The 17,786-nt window shown below is 60.8% G+C and carries 22 protein-coding genes and 2 tRNA genes; 7 read left to right on the forward strand and 17 right to left on the reverse strand.

Going from position 1 to position 17,786, the window contains the following annotated elements:
• The first annotated feature begins 85 nt into the window (after window positions 1-85).
• Window positions 86-385 carry a hypothetical protein gene (locus BRA49_RS04390; RefSeq protein WP_292383860.1) on the forward strand — a complete coding sequence of 100 codons (300 nt, stop codon included), beginning with the start codon at window positions 86-88 and terminating at the stop codon, window positions 383-385.
• 69 nt (window positions 386-454) lie between these two features.
• Window positions 455-1,309, forward strand: a complete 855-nt coding sequence (locus BRA49_RS04395; RefSeq protein ID WP_292383861.1) for a hypothetical protein — start codon at window positions 455-457, stop codon at window positions 1,307-1,309.
• On the opposite strand, the gene BRA49_RS04400 is transcribed toward BRA49_RS04395, so the two are convergent.
• The 5 genes from BRA49_RS04400 to htpX all read right to left on the reverse strand — a co-directional run bounded on the left by BRA49_RS04400 (window position 1,296) and on the right by htpX (window position 5,445).
• A tRNA-Val gene (locus tag BRA49_RS04400) sits at window positions 1,296-1,369 on the reverse strand. The two genes, BRA49_RS04395 and BRA49_RS04400, sit on opposite strands and share 14 nt — an antisense overlap.
• Window positions 1,370-1,371: 2 nt before the next feature.
• A tRNA-Gly gene (locus BRA49_RS04405) sits at window positions 1,372-1,442 on the reverse strand.
• Window positions 1,443-1,586: 144 nt separating this feature from the next.
• Complete coding sequence (locus BRA49_RS04410) at window positions 1,587-2,924, reverse strand: hypothetical protein (protein WP_292383863.1); 1,338 nt, start codon at window positions 2,922-2,924, stop codon at window positions 1,587-1,589.
• Between the two features lie 113 nt (window positions 2,925-3,037).
• On the reverse strand, window positions 3,038-4,192 hold the full coding sequence (locus BRA49_RS04415; protein WP_292383865.1) for a fasciclin domain-containing protein: 1,155 nt from the start codon (window positions 4,190-4,192) through the stop codon (window positions 3,038-3,040).
• A gap of 377 nt (window positions 4,193-4,569) precedes the next feature.
• The gene (htpX, locus tag BRA49_RS04420; RefSeq protein ID WP_292383866.1) at window positions 4,570-5,445 is read right to left on the reverse strand and encodes a zinc metalloprotease HtpX; all 876 of its coding nucleotides are present in this window, start codon (window positions 5,443-5,445) and stop codon (window positions 4,570-4,572) included.
• A gap of 139 nt (window positions 5,446-5,584) precedes the next feature.
• Between htpX and BRA49_RS04425 the strand changes: the two genes are divergently transcribed.
• The 3 genes from BRA49_RS04425 to BRA49_RS04435 all read left to right on the forward strand — a co-directional run bounded on the left by BRA49_RS04425 (window position 5,585) and on the right by BRA49_RS04435 (window position 8,581).
• Window positions 5,585-6,349: a sulfide-dependent adenosine diphosphate thiazole synthase gene (locus tag BRA49_RS04425; RefSeq protein WP_292383868.1), complete on the forward strand. Its 765-nt coding sequence runs from the start codon at window positions 5,585-5,587 to the stop codon at window positions 6,347-6,349.
• A 43-nt stretch (window positions 6,350-6,392) separates the two neighbouring features.
• Window positions 6,393-7,043 carry a putative phosphothreonine lyase domain-containg protein gene (locus tag BRA49_RS04430; protein ID WP_292383869.1) on the forward strand — a complete coding sequence of 217 codons (651 nt, stop codon included), beginning with the start codon at window positions 6,393-6,395 and terminating at the stop codon, window positions 7,041-7,043.
• Window positions 7,044-7,426: 383 nt separating this feature from the next.
• Entirely contained in the window at window positions 7,427-8,581 is a 1,155-nt protein-coding gene (locus tag BRA49_RS04435) for an RNA-guided endonuclease InsQ/TnpB family protein (RefSeq protein ID WP_292383872.1), read from the forward strand.
• A 93-nt stretch (window positions 8,582-8,674) separates the two neighbouring features.
• Here BRA49_RS04435 and BRA49_RS13555 read toward each other — a convergent pair whose 3' ends face one another.
• From BRA49_RS13555 to BRA49_RS04485, 10 genes are all read right to left on the reverse strand, one after another.
• A complete protein-coding gene (locus BRA49_RS13555) occupies window positions 8,675-8,908 on the reverse strand; it encodes a 50S ribosomal protein L40e (protein WP_349680899.1) in 234 nt (77 codons plus the stop codon).
• The gene (gene rdgB, locus BRA49_RS04445; protein WP_292383875.1) at window positions 8,881-9,429 is read right to left on the reverse strand and encodes an RdgB/HAM1 family non-canonical purine NTP pyrophosphatase; all 549 of its coding nucleotides are present in this window, start codon (window positions 9,427-9,429) and stop codon (window positions 8,881-8,883) included. The genes BRA49_RS13555 and rdgB overlap by 28 nt, the downstream gene beginning before the upstream one ends.
• On the reverse strand, window positions 9,426-11,012 hold the full coding sequence (locus BRA49_RS04450; RefSeq protein ID WP_292383876.1) for a bifunctional N(6)-L-threonylcarbamoyladenine synthase/serine/threonine protein kinase: 1,587 nt from the start codon (window positions 11,010-11,012) through the stop codon (window positions 9,426-9,428). Before BRA49_RS04450 ends, rdgB begins: the two co-directional genes overlap by 4 nt.
• 111 nt (window positions 11,013-11,123) lie before the next feature.
• A complete protein-coding gene (locus tag BRA49_RS04455) occupies window positions 11,124-11,303 on the reverse strand; it encodes a 30S ribosomal protein S27ae (protein ID WP_292383878.1) in 180 nt (59 codons plus the stop codon).
• A gap of 3 nt (window positions 11,304-11,306) precedes the next feature.
• A complete protein-coding gene (locus BRA49_RS04460; protein WP_292383881.1) occupies window positions 11,307-11,600 on the reverse strand; it encodes a 30S ribosomal protein S24e in 294 nt (97 codons plus the stop codon).
• A gap of 78 nt (window positions 11,601-11,678) precedes the next feature.
• Window positions 11,679-12,164: a GTP-dependent dephospho-CoA kinase family protein gene (locus BRA49_RS04465; RefSeq protein WP_292383883.1), complete on the reverse strand. Its 486-nt coding sequence runs from the start codon at window positions 12,162-12,164 to the stop codon at window positions 11,679-11,681.
• Window positions 12,164-12,364 (reverse strand): transcription elongation factor subunit Spt4, encoded by a 201-nt coding sequence (gene spt4 / locus BRA49_RS04470; protein ID WP_292383885.1) that lies wholly within the window; start codon window positions 12,362-12,364, stop codon window positions 12,164-12,166. The genes BRA49_RS04465 and spt4 overlap by 1 nt, the downstream gene beginning before the upstream one ends.
• Before the next feature lie 3 nt (window positions 12,365-12,367).
• On the reverse strand, window positions 12,368-12,937 hold the full coding sequence (locus BRA49_RS04475) for a DNA-directed RNA polymerase (RefSeq protein WP_292383886.1): 570 nt from the start codon (window positions 12,935-12,937) through the stop codon (window positions 12,368-12,370).
• Window positions 12,938-12,947: 10 nt separating this feature from the next.
• The gene (locus BRA49_RS04480) at window positions 12,948-13,361 is read right to left on the reverse strand and encodes a PIN domain-containing protein (RefSeq protein WP_292383887.1); all 414 of its coding nucleotides are present in this window, start codon (window positions 13,359-13,361) and stop codon (window positions 12,948-12,950) included.
• A complete protein-coding gene (locus BRA49_RS04485; protein ID WP_292383889.1) occupies window positions 13,325-14,560 on the reverse strand; it encodes a translation initiation factor IF-2 subunit gamma in 1,236 nt (411 codons plus the stop codon). The genes BRA49_RS04480 and BRA49_RS04485 overlap by 37 nt, the downstream gene beginning before the upstream one ends.
• 213 nt (window positions 14,561-14,773) lie before the next feature.
• On the opposite strand from BRA49_RS04485, the gene nikR reads away from it, so the two are divergent.
• A complete protein-coding gene (gene nikR / locus BRA49_RS04490; RefSeq protein ID WP_292384026.1) occupies window positions 14,774-15,196 on the forward strand; it encodes a nickel-responsive transcriptional regulator NikR in 423 nt (140 codons plus the stop codon).
• Here the strand turns inward: nikR and BRA49_RS04495 are convergent.
• Window positions 15,193-15,483, reverse strand: coding sequence for a DUF2098 domain-containing protein (locus tag BRA49_RS04495; RefSeq protein WP_292383891.1), 291 nt, complete (start codon window positions 15,481-15,483; stop codon window positions 15,193-15,195). The genes nikR and BRA49_RS04495 overlap by 4 nt on opposite strands.
• Window positions 15,484-15,538: 55 nt before the next feature.
• Between BRA49_RS04495 and BRA49_RS04500 the strand changes: the two genes are divergently transcribed.
• Complete coding sequence (locus BRA49_RS04500; RefSeq protein WP_292383893.1) at window positions 15,539-16,714, forward strand: YcaO-related McrA-glycine thioamidation protein; 1,176 nt, start codon at window positions 15,539-15,541, stop codon at window positions 16,712-16,714.
• Between the two features lie 101 nt (window positions 16,715-16,815).
• On the opposite strand, the gene BRA49_RS04505 is transcribed toward BRA49_RS04500, so the two are convergent.
• Window positions 16,816-17,784, reverse strand: coding sequence for a histone deacetylase family protein (locus BRA49_RS04505; protein ID WP_292383895.1), 969 nt, complete (start codon window positions 17,782-17,784; stop codon window positions 16,816-16,818).
• Window positions 17,785-17,786: the final 2 nt, after the last annotated feature.

Genomic DNA, 17,786 nt, shown 5'->3' on the forward strand with positions numbered 1-17,786 from the left:
GCCAGATGCGGGAAGGGTAGAAAGATCTGAAGATGCCGTAAAAATTCTAAAAAATGCAGGCAATAATGCTTCTAAAGTGATAGAAGTGCCTGTTTCAGAGACGTGCGCAGAATCGAGGCGCATTAAAGTATTGAATCTCCAGCAGAAAGGTTTATTGAAGTTAGAAAAAGATATGCAGGAGGCAAGGATCACTAAATTGGAATTGACCGGGCAAAGATGCGGCTTCTGGAAAGAACCAGATCCAGAAGGCTCAGTTTTTAGAGAAAACATGGTTAAGGAAATGGATAAGAATGACATTGCGACGACAAGAGCACTACTCGAAATAATGCCATTAAATCTAACTGGAATCGAAAATGCGGTTATTGAAGAGGCAGAGAACGCTTAATATAATTGTTAGCCGCTGTGTCAGCCCCTTGAACATCTACAGCTGGCCTGGAAAGGGAGTATTTATTGTATGAACATAGGCAAACGGGTAACAATTGTAGCCATTGTCGTGATTTGCGTACTACTCGATATCGCCCTTCACCTTGTTACAAACGCATACAGTACTATGCCTGAGAATCCGGACTACAGCATAGTGGCAGAGTTGCTCGGGACAGAGATTACCGTCTCTCTCTGGGCGCTGCTCGCTTTTTCCGGTGCTGCCTATGTCTATTGCCGCATCAGAGATGTGATTCCGGGAGAGGGAGTAGAAAAAGGGGTGCGGTACGGGTCTGCAATAGCGCTGATCTGGCTTTTTGCCATGCTGGAGGGGGTATCCCTCTTTGGCAATCCGATCATCAACGAATTTGTGGTCGGCCTCAGTGATGCAATACCTGTTTTTTTAATGGCAATTCTATTGAGTTTGCTAACTGCTGGGAAAGGAGAGAATGCTTCGGGACAGCCATTTACTCTTCGATGGAAGATGACGGCCGTATCCGTATTCGCCGGGATATTCTTAGTTGGACGATATGCCGCATACTTCACAGGAGTGATCCTATCTGGATACCAGACAAGCCCGTTATATACATTCTTCTGGACGCTCCTTATGGGTGCCTGTATCGGGGTAGTCTGTATGTTGCTTGGGAATATCGGAAACACGTTGTCCCTGAAACGCAGAGCGGCGAAATTTGGATTCCTGATCTTTGGCGTTAACTGGGCTACGTTCCTTCTTTTTATGCCCTTATTGTTTTCCGGCTATTTGACCGATGTGTTGTCCAGAATCATTATAGACACCCTGCTTGTAACGATCGGATATTATTTGATGTTTGGTCCCGGAATTGAGGTAACACCTGAATTAAAAGCGAGCAGAAAAATGGGCTCGTCGTGATTCGAACACGAGATCTTCGCCGTGTGAAGGCGACGTCATGACCAGCTAGACCACGAGCCCCATGCATCGACCGGGAATTGAACCCGGGCTATTGGCTTGGAAGGCCAAAGTCATACCACTAGACCATCGATGCGTACTGGTACGTCTATACATTTCTGGCGTAATGAGATATTAACGTATCCCCGGCGACCGGGGCGGAGCGGGGCGCCCACCGGACCCGGTGCCTCTTCCTGCCCGCCTCACGGTATGGCCGGCCTCGATCCGGGCACGGTCCCCGTCAGCCCGGAGAACCGGCAGCGGTCCGGTTCTCCCCGCTCTCCGCGACTGTCAGGACGACCTCTCCACGGTCGCCGAGGGGCGAGACGACGATGACCGCCTCTCCGTTCCGGTTGACCACCTTCTCCATCCAGAAGTCCTGGGTGTTCTCGTACGCGACCGCGTCCGGGTCGTCCGCACCGACCTCGTAGTAGGCCGCGGACCAGGGCAGGAGATCCGCCGCCGGGAACGAATGCACCCCCCCGACCTCTCCGGTGAGGTCGATGTGGCCGGCCACCTGCGGGTACCGGGTGAGGTTGATCCCGGCATACCCGGACGGCGGGTCGCTCCCTTCGGCGTCGAGGTAGTTCGCGACCACCCAGCGCTTGAAGACGTCCTCGAACGACTCCGGGTAGCCGTGTGTGGCAAGCGTCGCGTCGATCCCGGCAAGACCGGTCCGGTTCTCCGCCACGAGATCCGCGAAGAACGCCCGCCTCCCCGGGTCTCCCGAACGGTCCCCGAAGTTCTCCGCAAGGTAGAGCGTCCAGAGGAAGCTCGCGCCGTAGTGGGCCTGGTTGATCTCGCCCTCCGAACGGGCCCACCGGCCGTCGGTCACCACAAGGGGCGTCCCGGGATGGCGGTTGAAGGCGCGGACCTTCGCCCGGTTCTCGCTCGCGAAACAGAGGTACTCCGCGTACCCGCTGCACCCCTCATCGACCCACGTCCTCTCATGGGGGTCGTGCGAGTGGTGGACGAGGTGCTGGAACTCATGAGCAAGCGTCGAGCTCATCTCGCTCTCCCGTGCATCGGCGTCGAGAAAGATGACATCCAGGTTGTTTTCGACGCTGCCGTCGAAATACCCAACGATAGAGAGGTCCGTTACGTTGCCCCCCGGACCGTCGCGGATGTCGAGGAGCAGGATGAACACCCGGGGATCCTCGTCGATCCCGGTCTCGTTGCCGAACGTCCCCGTGATCGTGGGGTGTACGACGTGGTCGAAGGTCTCCGTGAGGTCCCGGATCTCGCTCTCTGCAACCGTCCTGTTCTCCTCGACAAACAGGTAGCAGTGCTCCCCGGTTGCCCTGCAGGTGGCGTTGACGGTATACTCCTCCCCGGTTGCGAAGTCGGTGCAGACGAATGACTTCACATCCCCCGGGGTGAAGTTGCCCGTGGTGTATGCTTTCCTGCCGCCCCCTTCCGTTATATCCCCGAACCGGCCGCCCGGCTCCTCGTGGATGGCGTGGAGAAAGGGGATCCCGGCAATCCACACGTAACTGCCCGGATCGGCGCCTCCTGGTGCCGGATCGCTCCCGGATACGGTCCCGACCGTGCAAAGCGCCAGAACAACAACTGCAACCACGAGATTCCTGGTGCCGATCAATCGTTCATCCCACCAGTAACGGTCGTGCTTTCCCCTGGAGCCCGGGGGCGGCTGCAGGCCCGTGGAGGCCCGCCGACCGCTCCGGGGCCGGATTATATGACCCCCATCGGCAGTTCGGTCATGTTCACGATCGGATTCACTATTGGGGTCACGTTCACCGCCGGGGTCATATTCTCGACCGGGGCCACGGTCTCCACCGGGGTTACATTCGCCGGCGGGACCAGCACCCTGTCAATGGTATGGACAACACCGTTGCTCGCGTTGACCTCCGGCCCGCTGATCGTGGCGCTATCGATCATCAGCACGCTCCCGTTCACCGAGACCGTCAGGTTCACCCCGGCGAGTGTCGTGAGGTTTGTTGCGTTGCCGCCCTCCGTCATGTTCAGGAGCTCGGCAGCCGTATAACTGCCGTTGACCACGTGATTCGAGAGCACCCGGGTCCGCTCGTTCTCGTCGGTGAGAATACCGGTGAAGACCTCGGGCGAGAGGTTGCCGAACGCATCGTTCTGGGGTGCAAACACCGTGTACGGCCCATCGCCCTGGAGCGTGGCCGCGAGGTCCGTCGCGTTGAGCAGACTTGCCATGAAGGAGAGGTTGCCGTCGCTACGGATCACCTCGACCAGACCGTCCTGCTCACCGGGAACCGTCGGCGTGGGTGTCACGTTCCCTTCACCGAACGTAACCGTGATCGACAGCCCCGCAACCGCCCGTTCGATGACCTGTTCACGAACCGGGTCGTAATCGGAGAGATCGCAGTAGATGAACCAGAACGTCTCGCCGTCGGAGAGGTTGTGCGCCAGAGCATCGGTGTTCGTCTCGTAGAACGTCTCATTGAGGTCATTGAGGACGAGCCAGAACTGCTCGTCCTGGTACAGGTACTCGTTGATGCTGTCGACGGCCAGCCGCTGGCTGATCGTGTAGTAGTAGGTCGTATAGTTCAGAGCCGTAGCGTTCACCCCGCCCGACCGGGAGGCCGCATCGAGTGCCCCTACCGGTGTATCCCTCCTCACCTCGAGGGGGGCGTCGAGGTTGATGGGTTCGACCGTGAAGTTCTCCGCCGGATCGATCGTGACGTTATACTCTCCTATGACCTCCATGGTGTCTATCGGCAACTCCAGCTCGAGATCGGCGCCGAGCGGCTGAGCCGAGACCGCAAGACCGGTCCCGGTCAGGGTAAGAAGACACAGAATGGTAAGAATGCCGGAAACTTTTCTTAAAACCAATTTGATCACCTGTCTCTGTTGCACCCGGGTGCTCCTGACTGAAGAGGGGCTCTCGTGTTCGGTATGGTGAAAGCGGGTTTTTTCGTCGCGTGGCCGGGCTGCTTCTGCGTGGTGCAGATACAGCGCTGGATGCTGGAAAGCCCGACTGAGTGCCGGAGCATTCTGAGTCGGGCCATTTGACTGACAGAGCGGGTATCTGGAGGTCTCCAGGTTATATATATTTTTTTAAATAAAAATTTGGAGCCCTGAATGCGCATGTTGACCGCTTATCGCCCGATTCACGTTCTGGAGATCGCTGAGGTAACTATCCGGTTGCGGCGCGGCTGGTACCCTCGTCCGGGGATGAACGACGGCGACGTGTCACCGCTCTCGAGCCGTGCGAAAAAAAGTTGTCTTTTGGGTTACCGGATCCCGGTGGCCAGCTCTTCGAGAGCGGCGACCCGCTTCTCCAGCGACGGGTGCGTGGAGAAGAGCTCCATCAGGGTGTTTCCGGAGAGGGCCGGGATGATGAAGAAGGCATTTGCGCCCTCCACTTCCTGTTTCTTCTCGGCCGGGACGTAGTCCATCCGCCCGCTGATCTTCTGGAGCGCCGATATCAGCGCCCGCGGGTTGTCCGTCAGGGCGGCGCTGCCCCTGTCCGCGGCGAACTCCCGGTAGCGGGAGAGCGCACGGGTGAGCAGGGTGCTCACGATCCAGACCAGGATCGAGACGATGTAGACCAGGATCAGCGCGCCCATGTTGTTGTCGCGGTTGTTGAAGAGCCCGATGAAGAACCAGTTCCGCATGATCAGGAAGGCGAGCATCGATATGAAACTCGCCATCGTCAGGGTCAGCATGTCCCGGTTCTTCACGTGCGACATTTCATGGGCAAGCACCGCCTCCAGTTCTTCGCGGTTAAGCGTCCGCATGATCGAGTCGGTGACCGCCACCACGGCGCTCTTCGGACCCCGTCCGGTTGCAAACGCGTTCGGCACCGGCGAAGCCATGATCCCGATCTTCGGCTTCGGGAGGTCGGCTTTGGCGGCGAGGCTCTCGATCATCCGGTGCAGCTCCGGGTACTCGTCTTCCTCGACGAGCCGGGTGCCGGTGCTCCAGAGCACCAGTTTGTCAGAGAAGAAATACTGGGCGAACGCCATCACGGCGGCCGCGAGCAGGAGGAACCCGAAAGAAAATCCCAGGGCGGAAAGGACGCCCAGGAAGATCAGGTAGACTATGAGGAGCAGAAACGACGTTAAAGCCATCCTCATCGTCAGACCGAAGTCGCGCGTCCACTTCATGACAGAGATCTATTGGGCTGGATGCTATTAAGATATATGCCGGACCCTCTCCGGGCGCTCACGTCTGAACCGGTCTCCGGCGTATCCGGCACCACGTGCCGGTGCTCTTATCTCGTCGAGGTGAAATATTAGTGATTGGATGACGCTCAACGAAGTGACCATCAGCAGGGCTATCCTTGCGGAGCAGCACAGGACATTCATCGATTACCTCGATATGGACGCTGCCGTCATCGGCGGCGGGCCGTCGGGGCTCGCCTGTGCAGCGCTCCTCGGGGAGAGGGATGTTCGGTGTGCACTCATCGAGAAGAAACTCAGTGTCGGCGGCGGGATGTGGGGCGGCGGGATGATGTTCCCGCGGATCGTCGTCCAGGAAGAAGCACGGCGGCTCCTCGACCGGTTCGGAATCGCTTACCGGGAGTTCGAGCCGGGCTACTACGTCGCAAAATCGGTCGAAGCAGTCGCCAAACTCACCGCGGCGGCCTGCGACGCCGGGGTCGAGTTCTTTAACCTCACCACCGTCGAGGACGTCATGATCCGGGGCGACGGCAGGGTCGGCGGCCTCGTCATCAACTGGACGCCGGTCGATATGGCCGGGCTGCACGTCGACCCGCTCACCGTGGCCTGCACCTGCACCGTCGACGCGACCGGCCACGACGCCATGGTTGCCCGCATGATCGAGCGGAAAGGCGGCAGACTCCAGGTCAAGGGCGAGAGTTTCATGTGGGCCGAGCGCGCTGAGTCGCAGATCCTCGATCACACAAAAGAAGTCTTCCCCGGGCTCTTCGTCACCGGGATGGCGGCAAACGCCGTTGCTGGGGAGTGCCGCATGGGACCGATCTTCGGCGGGATGCTCCTCTCCGGGGAGCGGGCCGCAGAACTTGTTGCGGAGAGGCTTGGCCGGTAACACTTCAAAATTCTTTTTACTCTCCCGGCGGTTACCATTAGGTATGGAAACGATCGATCCGGAGGCCCTTGCCGAGGTCGCGTACGGGATCTTTGAGATCTACCTCAACCGCGAACTCCGTGCCCGGGGCCCGTACCTGTTCGAACTCGTCGAGCAGGGGACCGATTTTGAAGAAGACGCTCGTGAGATCTTTGAGCGGTTCCGGGAGGACTACCCGGAGCTCGCCGGGGCGCTTCTCCGGCGGTTCGGCGAGATCAACGCGTTCTACGTTCCGATCCGGGCGGGCGAAGGCGTTCTCCCCTCCAAGACGACCAGAATATACTGGATTGTCCAGGACGCCCCCGGGCCCGCGACGAGGGGCCTCGATGACGAGCAGGTGGGAAAATGGCTCATCTTCGTCCCCGGGGAGGAGGTTGACGAGGCGTGGCGGAAGGTCCGGGACGAAACGGCGAAGGGAACTCTCGGGATATCCGCAAAAGTCAGCACCGCCAAACCGAACCCCGACTCACGTGACGAGCGGTACGTCGTCTACGTCTACACCTGTGACTGGGCGGACGAGGCCGACGTGATGCGGGTCCGTGAGCGGCTCCGCGACCTCGGTTTTGTGGAACGGATCGGTTACAAGCGCAACATCGAGACGTACCGGGGCGAGTACAGCGAAGAGGGCAGAAGAGTCACCTACTACAGCGCGTGAAGACCGGACCCGGCAACCACTTCCTGTTGTTGAGGTTGTCCCAAAACACCTTTGCCGGGAGGGGGTGTCCCCCTCCCGGTCCCTCCCCCACGTGGCGATACCCTATGGAAAGCCGTTTCACCATTTTTGCCCTGGATCTGGTTCAGGTGGTAGAAACTTTGGATGCAAGCGCTCCGATCAGGGTGTACCGAAGGTTCATAGATCTTTTTGGGACGACCTCGTTATCCCCGGGTTGTGCCTGACAGAGAATCCGGGGTTCAAGGGGCACAAACAAGCCCCCGGCTTGAGCCGTGGGGAGAAGTGCGCCCCTTGGTCCGTCCACTTTCACCCCGCAGGAGCTACCTTATAGCCGGCTGAATACCCACGGTTATCTGGAGTCTGGAATGCGGCACGTCACCCGGTACCGGATCTACCCCTCGCAGAAGGTGGAGGGACGGCTGTTCACCGGGTTTGCACGATGTACCTTTGTTCGGAACTGGTGCCTTGAAAACCGGGTGTATGTAGATTCCTGTCTCCCCGACCTCAAAGCCGAGTACCCCGAACTGAAAGAGGTCCAGAGCCATGTTCTCCAGAAAGTGATCCACCGGATTGTTGCCAGCCTTCGCGCCCTGAGAGCAATGAAAGCGAAGGGGAGGAAGGTCGGCAAACTCCGAAAGAAGTGGGTTCACTCGATGGAGTATGATTCGACCGGGTTCCGGCTCACGGGCAACCGCCTCCGGCTGAGTAAGATCGGGGAGCTGCGAATCGAGCTCAGCCGCCCGGTACCGGGAAGGATCAAGCAGATCGTGATCAAGCACACCCCGGCCCACAAGTGGTTCGTGGCGATCATCTCCGAAACCCCTGACACCCCGGTACCGACGACCGGCACCCGGACGGTCGGGATCGACCTGAACCTGGAGAACTTCTCCACCGACACCGACGGTAGGGTCTTCCCGCACCCGCATAACGTCAGGAAGGCCGCACAACGGCTCCGCCGGGCCCAGAGAAAACTCTCCCGGGCCGTGGAGGGGAGCCGGAACCGCCGGAAGCAGCGGGTCCGGGTTGCCCGGATCCACGAGCAGGTCGAGAACCGGAGAAACGACTTCCTGCACAAGTGGAGCCGATACTACGTTGATCGCTACGATCTGATCGCTCTGGAACACCTGACCATCAGACCGATGGTCGAATCGCTGGATGCAAAACTTCGCGGCAGATCCCAGTCTATTCTCGATGCCGCGTGGTACAAGGCAAGAGAGTTCATACGCTACAAAGCTGCGAATGCTGGTAAGTATGTGCATCTGATCGAGCCGGCCTACACGACGCAGGACTGTTTCCTCTGCGGGCACCGGGAGAAGAAGGACCTCTGGCAGCGAACCCATGCCTGCCCGATCTGCGGCTACACGGTTCCCCGGGATCTGAACGCCGCACAAAATATCTTGAAACGAGCATCCGTAGGGTGGGGCACACCCGAATCGACGCTTGTGGAGATCAGGACCGCTACACCGCCAATTCCAGCGGTGCAAGTCCCGGTCGACGAAACAAGAATCTCCTGGCTCTAGCCGTGGAGAGTGTCAAAAAAGAGTATATCCGGCTCCCGGCCCGCCGTGACCGGAAGCACCCGGAACGCCATCCGCGCAAGCGCTACAGCTGCGTTACGCCTTCCGTTCCTTGGACTTGGGCCGGAGTTCTTCCGAGCCGCATTTGCGGCAGCGGGTCGCGCGGAGTGCGTTCCGGGCATTGCATTTCATACAGATCTTTACGTTGAGCAGACGTGCTTCAGCTTCGGGAAATCTTGCCATGTTGAAAACACCACTTGTCAGATTGGTACTATGCGTTCTTGGTCCTATTAACAGTTCTGTCAGGATGCGTCTTCCCGCTCGATCCATGTACGGAACGCCTCGAGTGCCCGCGCCCGGTGGGATATCAGGCTCTTCTCGGCGAGCGGCATCTGGGCGAGCGTTTGTCCGCCGTGGGAAAAGATCGGGTCGTAGCCGAACCCGCCCTCTCCCCGGGGAGCGACGATCGTCCCCGGGAGGACTCCCCGGAAGATCCGGATGCCGTCCTCCCGGGCGAACGCGATCGCCGTCTCGAAGTGAGCGCTCCGGTCTTCGACGCCCTCCATGAGTTTCAAGATTCCTGCGTTCCCGATGGTGTCGTGGACGTAAGCGGCGCACGCGCCCGGAAACCCCTTGAGCGCGTCGATGAAGAGACCGGTATCGTCCACGATCAGCGGACGGGCGAGCACCCGGTAGGCGTATTCCGCCTTGCCCCGGGCGATCTCCCCGACGTCGACGTGGCGGAACTCCGGGCACTCGATCGCGACGTGCTCGACCTCCAGCACCCCCGCAAAGGACGCGGCCACTTCCCGCGCCTTGTTGACGTTGCTCGTCACCACGAGAAGCCTCACAGGTAGCGCCCCCGCAGTTCCACCTCATGCTCCCGGGAGAGGACCTCCTCCGCCCCCCCAAATGCCCCGGCATACCCCTCGACGAAGGCCGCCTTCAACTCCTCGAAGTTCTCCGTGGTGCTCTTGAGCGTCTGGAAGAAGACGTGGAGGTCGACCCCCCGTGCCTCAACCTCCGGCGACGTGGACGCAAGCCCGAAGTCGATCAGGACGCACTGACCGTCGCGGACGATCATGTTGCTCGTCGTCAGGTCGCCGTGGACGATCCCCGCGCCGTGCAGCCTCCCGACCGCCTCGCCCGCAAGGCGGATATTCTCCGGCCTCGTGACGTATTTCAGCACCTCGCCTTCGACCCGCTCCATAACGATCGTATCCGCCGTAACATCGCGTATCACCGGGGTGGGGACGCCTGCCCGCCGGGCATGCGCGATCAGGCGGGCCTCGGCCCGGGTCCGCTCCGTGATCAACCGCCGATCAAGCGCCGGGTTCCGGTAGTGTTTGCTGGTACGGTGTTTGATCACCTCAGCCTCCCGGATCTTCACGACCGCCTCCGCGCCCCGGGCGACACCCCCGTCATGCGGCCCGGCGGCAAAGATCTCGCCGGGCTCTTCCTCACGCCAGACGACCTCCACCTCGTCCGCCCGAAAGCCCGGCCGGATCTGCGACTCATCGAGAGTGAGCGTGACCCCGTGCTCCAGCATGACCTTACCCGTGTAGGCGATCATCGCACCGTTGTCGCCGAGGAACGTCCGCTCCGGGACGGCGAACGCCGCTCCCCGGTCCTCGCACATGATCCGGAGCATCTCCTGCAACCGTGCATTCGCCCCGACGCCGCCCACAAGCAGCACCTCGTCCTTCCCGGCATGGGCGAGCGCGCGCTCGGTCACCTCGACGCACATCGCAAACGCCGTCTCTTGCAGCCCGGCGCAGGCATTCTCGAGTTTCGCCGCGCTCTCCTGGGCGGCGCTGACGAGCCCGGAGAAGGCGAGGTCCATCCCCTTCACCGTATAGGGAAGATCGATGTAGTCGCCCTCCCGGGCAAGCTGCTCGATGATCGGGCCGCCCGGGTGCGGGAGGTCGTGACCCCGGGCGAACTTATCGAGCGCGTTCCCCAGGCCGATATCCAGCGTCTCCCCGAATATCCGGTAGCGGCCGTTTAAGTACCCGAGTACCTGCGTATTCGCGCCGCTCGCATACAGGACGATCGGATCGGAGAATCCGGTTGCCCATCGCCCGATCTCGACGTGCGCCACGCAGTGGTTGACGCCGACGAGTGGCACGCCGAGCGCGATCGAGAGCGCCCTCGCGGCGGTTGCCACCGTCCGGAGCGAGGGGCCGAGACCGGGTCCCTGGGAGAAGGCGACCGCCCGGACCCGGTCCGGTTCCGTGAGCACCCGGGAGACGATCTCCTTCATCATCGAGGCGTGATGCTGCGCGGCCTCTCTGGGGTGGATCCCGCCTTTCGGGGGGACATATGGCGCCGAATGGAGGGCGACAAGGTCGTCTCCGAAGAGGGCGGCACTGAGGTTCCACGCGGTCCCTTCAAGCCCCAGCACGAGCCCTTCGTCGGGCGTTCCATCAGGCATAAAACAGGTATCTCTCCGTTATGGTGTGAAAAAGACCGACCGCGGCCGCGACCTGCAGGGGGAGCAGGTGAAGTGCGGCCGGGGCCGTATGTTATATCAGAAGGTGAGGACCTACTTGCGGAACTCGGTGTAGCCGCACTTGCCGCAGGCTGCCCGGTCCTTGTGCTCGGCCATCAGCACGCCGGGGCCGCATCGGGGGCAGTGCCGCTTCTGCAGGACTACCTTGTCGCCCTTGACCTCGTAGCACTCGTGTCTCTTGACCTTGGTCGATTCCTGCTTTTTGGCTGCCATGCTTTATGCCTCGCTCTCAGCCTTCGGCTCGCCGCGCTTGAGCAGGTACTCCCGCTCTGTCGACGTCTTGCTCTCCTCGTCGTCGTAGATCCGGGCACGGCCGAGGAGTTCCATCTTTCCAAACCGGGTCCGTGCAAGGTCCAGCACGAGGAGGTTCTCATTCTTGTTCAGCATCGCAGCGAGCTTCTCCTGAATGCTCTTCCGCGAGGGTGTCGGGCCGTCAAAGGTGAGGGTAAACGAGAGTTCCCTCCGGTTCAACAACTCGTTCCTCAGGTCATGGGTAATTTCGAAGTCCATCGATATCCCTAAAATATTGTTGGCGGATTTATTTATACTCTGGGATGAGAGGCCCCGGGGCGGGTTTCGCCGCACGGCTCACTCACGCACGAAACGGTTCAGCATGGACGCGGCCTCCCGTTTCGCCGGCGCATCGACGATCCGGAGGACGACGCCTTCTCGCGGCTGGCCGTAGAGGACGGCGGCCCCGATCGGGACAGCGAGGACGAGCGGGATGACCGCAAGGTCTTCCTCGCCGTCGACGACGATCACCACGGGAGGATCGCGGACCGCCGTATCGATCGCGTCGACGAGGTCGTCGGTGATCGTGCCCGCGGGGTTCGTTGCCGTCAACTTCCGCGCCTGGAGCAGGGGGGAATGGGTGCAGGGTAAGCGCATCGTGTAACCGTCGATGATGGCAACATCCGGGACGACGCCTGCGGCGAGGAGGTTATGGGTCACCACATCCCCGACGGCGTAGACCGCCCGGCCTTCGAGCCGGGCGAGCAGTTCGTCGATACTCCCATACAGGGTGCCGAACGGTTTTTTAAAGAGATCCCGGTGCGCTTCGGGAAGTCGGAGCATCAACGGACCTTCAGTGCATACCTGCCGGCCATGGTGATGTTCATCTTCTTTGCTATATCCGAATGCTCGGGATCGATGATCACGACGTAGCCTGCCCAATCTTCGCTCAGGTTGGTCGTGCTGCAGACCACACAGGCCTCTCCTTCGACGACCCGGTGGCATTCGCGGCAGACCCTGATCACTTTCTTACGGACGACCATTGGTTATGCCGCTCCTTTTGCCTTCTCGCGTTCGAGTTCCTCTTCCAGCCAGAGCATGGTGCCGAGGCCGGACTGCCGCATGGTGAGGCCGATCTTGCTCTCCCGGGGTTCGCGCTCGTTCAGCGAGAGCGCAACGACCCGGGCCCGGACGCCGTCGCCGACAGCGATATACCGCTTCGAGTCCTGGCAGATCAACCGGCCGTTCTTCTCGTCGTAGTTGATATACTCATCCGATATCTGGCTCACGTGAAGCATGGCATCGATGGGCCCGAGGCTGATGAACGCACCGAAACTCGTCGTCTCCACCACCTCGCCCTCGATCACTTCCTGAAGCGCCAGGCGGAGCACCGCCGCCTCGAACCTGACATCGTAGTAGACGGCACCGTCCCCGGGGATCAGTTCTCCCTCGCCGATCTCGAGGATCTTCGTGACCGCGATGAAGATCCCGATCTCCTTGGTGATGCTGCCTTCCAGTTGCTCCTGCAGTACATTGAGGATGACCTTCTCGAGGTCTTCCCCGAGGCGGTGGGGCGGAACCCGCACCTTGTCCTCCAGCGTCATTTTGTAATACATGTTACCTCACCTATCCCCTCAACAGTTCCAATGTCCTCGTTCTTCGCATCGAAACAACGTCAATCCCCTCACGGAGGAGAGCATTTCTGAGTTCCCGGTCGTTCGTCACCACAACGCACCCCTCCCGACGGGCATACTCGATCATCCGGTCGTCCACACGCTCCGCGGCACTCCCACTCGGCACGACCCTCGAACGCCGGGCCATCGCGAGGCCCACACGGGCCGCCGCCGCATCGCGACCGCGGCCCCGGGCGAGCCCGCGGAGTTCCCCGGTCACCTCTTCAAGCGTGATCGGCTCGAAGTCACCGAAGAGACCCATGAGTTCGTCGTATAGGTCAATCCCAAATTGGGCCGGCATCAAGAGGGCGTTCGTGTCGAGGAGCACCCTCACTCGACTAGAATCCCCATGCCGATCAGCCGCCATCGCCCGCCGACCTGCCTGCTGATGGCAATCCGTGCACCGATCTCCGCGCAGACCGCCCGCTTCAGCTGGACTTCTATCTGGTTCTTCTTCGTGTTCACGATCACCCCGACGGTGACGGCGGTGCCGACCGAGAGCATCAGCGGCTCTTTATGCTTCAAGGGCTCGATGATCTGCTCGCTGTCCGCACCGACCACGCGGTCCATGAGCGTGACGTCGAATTTCAGGCGTTCCCAGACCGGCGGCAGTTTCCCCACGAGCCCGGCCACCTGCCCGGCGAGGGCGTCGCTCTTCGTCAGTGCCGGGTCGAGTTTCGTCCCGACACCGAGGAGGCCTCCGGGCGCTGCCTCGGTCACCTTGATGTGACCGGCGTTAATGGAGGTGATCTTCGTCTCGATCGGTTCCCACTTCGTCCGGTTCTCTACCTGAACCTGTCGGCCGGGCCGGATCTCGATATCGTCTCCCTCATGCAGGATTCCCCGGATGAGCGAGCCGCCGATGACGCCGCCTTTCACGTCCCGCCAGCTGCAGCCGGGTTTGTTGATATCAAACGACCGGGCGACGAGCAGCAACGGGTCGATCTCCGGGTTACGGTCGGGCTCCGGGATGACCGTATCAAGGGTCTGGATCAGGGCAGCGATATTGATTCCTTTCTGCGCGGAGACCGGTATGATGGGCGCGTTCTCGGCGATGGTGCCCTTGATGAACCGCTTGATCTGCTTATAATGCTCAACCGCCTCGGCCTGGGTGACTACGTCGATCTTGTTCTGAACGATGACGATCTTCTTGATGCCGATCAGTTCGAGCGCCATCAGGTGTTCTTTGGTCTGGGGCTGCGGGCAGACCTCGTTTGCAGCGATAACGAGCATCGCCCCGTCCATCAGGGCGGAGCCGGAGAGCATCGTTGCCATCAGTGTCTCGTGGCCGGGGGCGTCGACGAATGAGACCGTCCGGAACGGGACCGCCTTCCCTCCGCATTTCGGGCATTCGGGATGGGGAGAATAGGCCGCCGCACCCTCGCACTCCTCACATTTGTAGAACGTTGTATCCGCGTAGCCAAGGCGGATGGAGATGCCGCGCTTGATCTCCTCGCTGTGCCTGTCCGTCCAGGTACCGGTCAGCGCGCTGACCAGAGTGGTCTTGCCGTGATCGACATGACCCACGAGCCCAATATTGACACCGGGAATGAATGCATCTCGCAAAAGTTTTCGAACCTCCTTATCCTATATAGAGTGACACTACTTATACATAATCGGTCGGGATTGTGTATCTCTTTCATCTCGTCTTTGTAGGACATACTCCGGGTATCCTCCCACCTGCTGTCCTCTCTTCTGGCATACGAAGTATGAAGAATACCCCCTGATCTTAGCGAAAATTTATACCCCATGAAGAGAGATATGGAGACTGATTGCAACATGTCAGGTGATACCGAACTTTCACGTATCGGGATCTCTCTACCTAAGAACCTACTCGATAAGTTCGATGAGATCCTGAGCCTCCGGGGGTACTCCTCCCGTTCCGAAGGGATACGGGATTCGATACGGAGTTACATAACCCATTATCAGTGGATATCCGATGTAAAAGGAGAGCGTCAGGGCGTCATCACCATGGTGTACGACCATGACCAGCGGGGGCTGCTCCAGACGCTCACCGAGATCCAGCACCAGCACGCCCATAACATCCAGGCATCCCTTCACTCGCATGTGACCCCGAACAAGTGCCTCGAGGTGATCCTGATCCGCGGGGATGGCGGGATACTGAAGGATATCACGGAACAGTTGATGGCGCAGAAGGGCGTTGAGGCGGTGAAACTCACCACCATACCGATCGAGAGTTAGCCGCCGCCTTCGCAGCTCCGGTCGGTGCCCTTCTCCCACACCTCTTCGAGCTGGGTTTTGAGTTCCTCATGCTCTTTTACGTAGTCCTCAAGCGAACGCTCTTTTCTCTCCACGTTGCCGGTCGTACGGTCGGCACTGATGAGCTCGTCAACCCGGTAGTAGAGTCCGGTGCTGTCGAGTTCGGCATACTTCCAGCCGTCGATCTCCTCGACCCGCACGACCTTGCCGGTTGTGCCGGTGCGGGGGTACCGGACGACCGCGCCCACTGCTACGTCATCCGCGCTCATACACGGTAGGGTACATCTGCCATACTATTAAGGTATCACCTCCAAGGGATCTTGAATGGCAATCACGATTCACCCGGTAGAGAAGGTGTGCTTCGATGGGACGCACCGTTCCCGGTCTCCTGAGGAGACCCATGCCGCCGTAGAGCCGCTGATGAAGGAGATCGGCGTCGTCGAGATCGTCGACGCGACTCTCCTGGACCGTCTCGGGATCCCCGTATTCATCGCGTTCCGGCCTAAAGCCGCCCGGCTGGGAACCCGCGTCCACGGCGGCATGGGGAGAGAGCCGATCCATGCCAGGGTCTCGGCGATGATGGGGGCGTTAGAGCGGTACAGCGCCGAGTACCGGGGCGACCGGATGGAGTATGCGACCTACGAGGAGATCGGCCCGGGACGGGCGGTGCATCCCGAGGACCTGATCCTCTCGCGGGAACTCGAGCAGGGGGAGATGATCCACTGGACGCCGGTGTGGGATATCCTGAACGAAGAGGAGGTCTACATGCCGAGCAACGCTATCTTCCACCCCTACGATTCGCTCGGCATGGCCGTGCCCCTCTTCCGGAGCGACCCGAACGGGCTTGCGTCGGGAAACGTCATGGAGGAGGCGATCCTCACCGCTCTCTTCGAGGTGATCGAACGGGACGCGCTCAGCCTCGCCGACCAGAACCATGACCCCGGCCGCCGTCTCACCATCGAGAAGGAATGCGCTGCACGCGAGGTCCTCGACCGGTTCAAAGAGAACGGGATCGATATCCACCTCTGGCTGCTCGCCGGGAGGACCGGCATCCCCACGGTCGCTGCCGCCGCGGACGACACCGTCACGAAGGACCCGGCGATGATCGTCATCGGGTCGGGGACGCACACCAGCCCGGAGATTGCAGCGCTCCGCGCCCTGACCGAGGTTGCCCGGCTCCGGGCGAGTTACCTTCATGGCGGCCCGAGCGACCCCCGCCGGGAGATGGTCATCAGGAAGGCGGGATACGACCGGCTGAAACGGATCAACCGGATGTGGTTTGCCGGTGGAGATGCCGTCGATATCGCCGATGTGCCCGACATGAGCACCGACCGGTTCGACCTGGATATCCGGCGGGTGCTCGATGAGGTCGCGCCCTATACGGATCGGGTCTGCGTCTGCGACCTCTCAAGGACCCCGGTGCCGGTGGTGCGGGTCATCGTCCCCGGGTTTGAGATCACCTACATGGACCCTGACCGGAAGCGGTTGGCGCAGGGGTGAGATCCTTCCGATCCGGCCCCGAAGCCCAAAGGGTTTTGGGCCGGTCGCAACTCGAAACCGCTTCGCGTTTTCTCAAGCTCCGGTTCTACGAACCGTCGTATTCAACAGAACCGGACCTTCTTTAAGATCTCCACAACCCTTCTCGTGCTCCCATGCAGGGGCCTCTCCGCGGGGGCCGGACGCTCCCCGGCGAGAGCGCGGAATATCGCGGCGACGGCCTTCCCGAGCGACGGGCCGTATCCGCCCTCGAGCGTCAGCGCGAGCGGGAGGTCGGCACCGTCGATCAGCATCCCGGTGAGCACGCCGTAATCCTCGGGCACCAGGTTCATTCGCCCGTGCTCGTCGTCGGCGAGGCCGTCCTGCCCGGCTGAGACGATCAGGGCGTCGGGCCGGAACCGGACAAGCGCCGGGATGAAGATCTCGTCAAAAACATAGCGGTAGTCGGCGATGGTCGATCCCGCCGCAAGCGGGGCGTTGAGGGTGTAGCCCCGGCCCGCCCCGGTACCTATCTCGTCCACCCACCCGGTCTTCGGGAAACTATTCTCCTCGTGTACCGAGCAATAAAGCACCCGGTCGCTCCCGTAAAATGCCGTCTGGGTGCCGTTGCCGTGGTGCAGGTCCCAGTCGAGAATCGCCACGCGGTCGACCGACTCGAGCGCTTTCGCCGCCGCGACGGCGGCGTTATTGAATATGCAGAACCCCATCGCCCGGTCTGGTTCGGCATGGTGCCCCGGCGGGCGGACCAGGGCGAAGAGGTGTTCGCCGTCGAGTGTCCTTTCCACCGCTGCAAAGGTCGATCCGGCGGCGTATGCCGCCGCTTCGAAGGAATGGCAGGTTACGTAGGTGTTCACGTCAAGAAAACAGGTTCCCCGGGCGATCTCCTGTACCCACCGGATATATTGCGGGAGGTGGACCCGCTCCAGGTCTTCCTCGGTGGCCCGGATCGGGGGGCGCCACTTCACGCTCTCAGGAACCCCGGAGAGGGCCGCCCGTAACCGGGCGGCCGACTCGGGGTGGGCCTCCATATCGTGCCGGGTAAAGATGTCGCTGTAGATGACCGAAGAACGCATCC

The sequence above is a fragment of the Methanoculleus sp. UBA430 genome, from assembly GCF_002506585.1.
Taxonomy (GTDB): Archaea; Halobacteriota; Methanomicrobia; order Methanomicrobiales; family Methanoculleaceae; genus Methanoculleus.

Excerpts from the sequence above, each read along its gene's own strand:
- BRA49_RS04500 (WP_292383893.1), top strand. The coding sequence starts at position 15,539 with ATGGCAATCACGATTCACCCGGTAGAGAAGGTGTGCTTCGATGGGACG.
- BRA49_RS04455 (WP_292383878.1), bottom strand. The coding sequence starts at position 11,303 with ATGGCAGCCAAAAAGCAGGAATCGACCAAGGTCAAGAGACACGAGTGC.
- BRA49_RS04435 (WP_292383872.1), top strand. The coding sequence starts at position 7,427 with ATGCGGCACGTCACCCGGTACCGGATCTACCCCTCGCAGAAGGTGGAG.
- BRA49_RS04430 (WP_292383869.1), top strand. The coding sequence starts at position 6,393 with ATGGAAACGATCGATCCGGAGGCCCTTGCCGAGGTCGCGTACGGGATC.
- htpX (WP_292383866.1), bottom strand. The coding sequence starts at position 5,445 with ATGAAGTGGACGCGCGACTTCGGTCTGACGATGAGGATGGCTTTAACG.
- BRA49_RS04480 (WP_292383887.1), bottom strand. The coding sequence starts at position 13,361 with ATGGCGGCTGATCGGCATGGGGATTCTAGTCGAGTGAGGGTGCTCCTC.
- BRA49_RS04475 (WP_292383886.1), bottom strand. The coding sequence starts at position 12,937 with ATGTATTACAAAATGACGCTGGAGGACAAGGTGCGGGTTCCGCCCCAC.
- BRA49_RS04425 (WP_292383868.1), top strand. The coding sequence starts at position 5,585 with ATGACGCTCAACGAAGTGACCATCAGCAGGGCTATCCTTGCGGAGCAG.
- BRA49_RS04505 (WP_292383895.1), bottom strand. The coding sequence starts at position 17,784 with ATGCGTTCTTCGGTCATCTACAGCGACATCTTTACCCGGCACGATATG.
- spt4 (WP_292383885.1), bottom strand. The coding sequence starts at position 12,364 with ATGGTCGTCCGTAAGAAAGTGATCAGGGTCTGCCGCGAATGCCACCGG.
- BRA49_RS13555 (WP_349680899.1), bottom strand. The coding sequence starts at position 8,908 with ATGGATCGAGCGGGAAGACGCATCCTGACAGAACTGTTAATAGGACCA.
- BRA49_RS04450 (WP_292383876.1), bottom strand. The coding sequence starts at position 11,012 with ATGCCTGATGGAACGCCCGACGAAGGGCTCGTGCTGGGGCTTGAAGGG.
- nikR (WP_292384026.1), top strand. The coding sequence starts at position 14,774 with ATGTCAGGTGATACCGAACTTTCACGTATCGGGATCTCTCTACCTAAG.
- BRA49_RS04465 (WP_292383883.1), bottom strand. The coding sequence starts at position 12,164 with ATGCTCCGACTTCCCGAAGCGCACCGGGATCTCTTTAAAAAACCGTTC.
- BRA49_RS04495 (WP_292383891.1), bottom strand. The coding sequence starts at position 15,483 with ATGAGCGCGGATGACGTAGCAGTGGGCGCGGTCGTCCGGTACCCCCGC.
- BRA49_RS04460 (WP_292383881.1), bottom strand. The coding sequence starts at position 11,600 with ATGGACTTCGAAATTACCCATGACCTGAGGAACGAGTTGTTGAACCGG.
- BRA49_RS04395 (WP_292383861.1), top strand. The coding sequence starts at position 455 with ATGAACATAGGCAAACGGGTAACAATTGTAGCCATTGTCGTGATTTGC.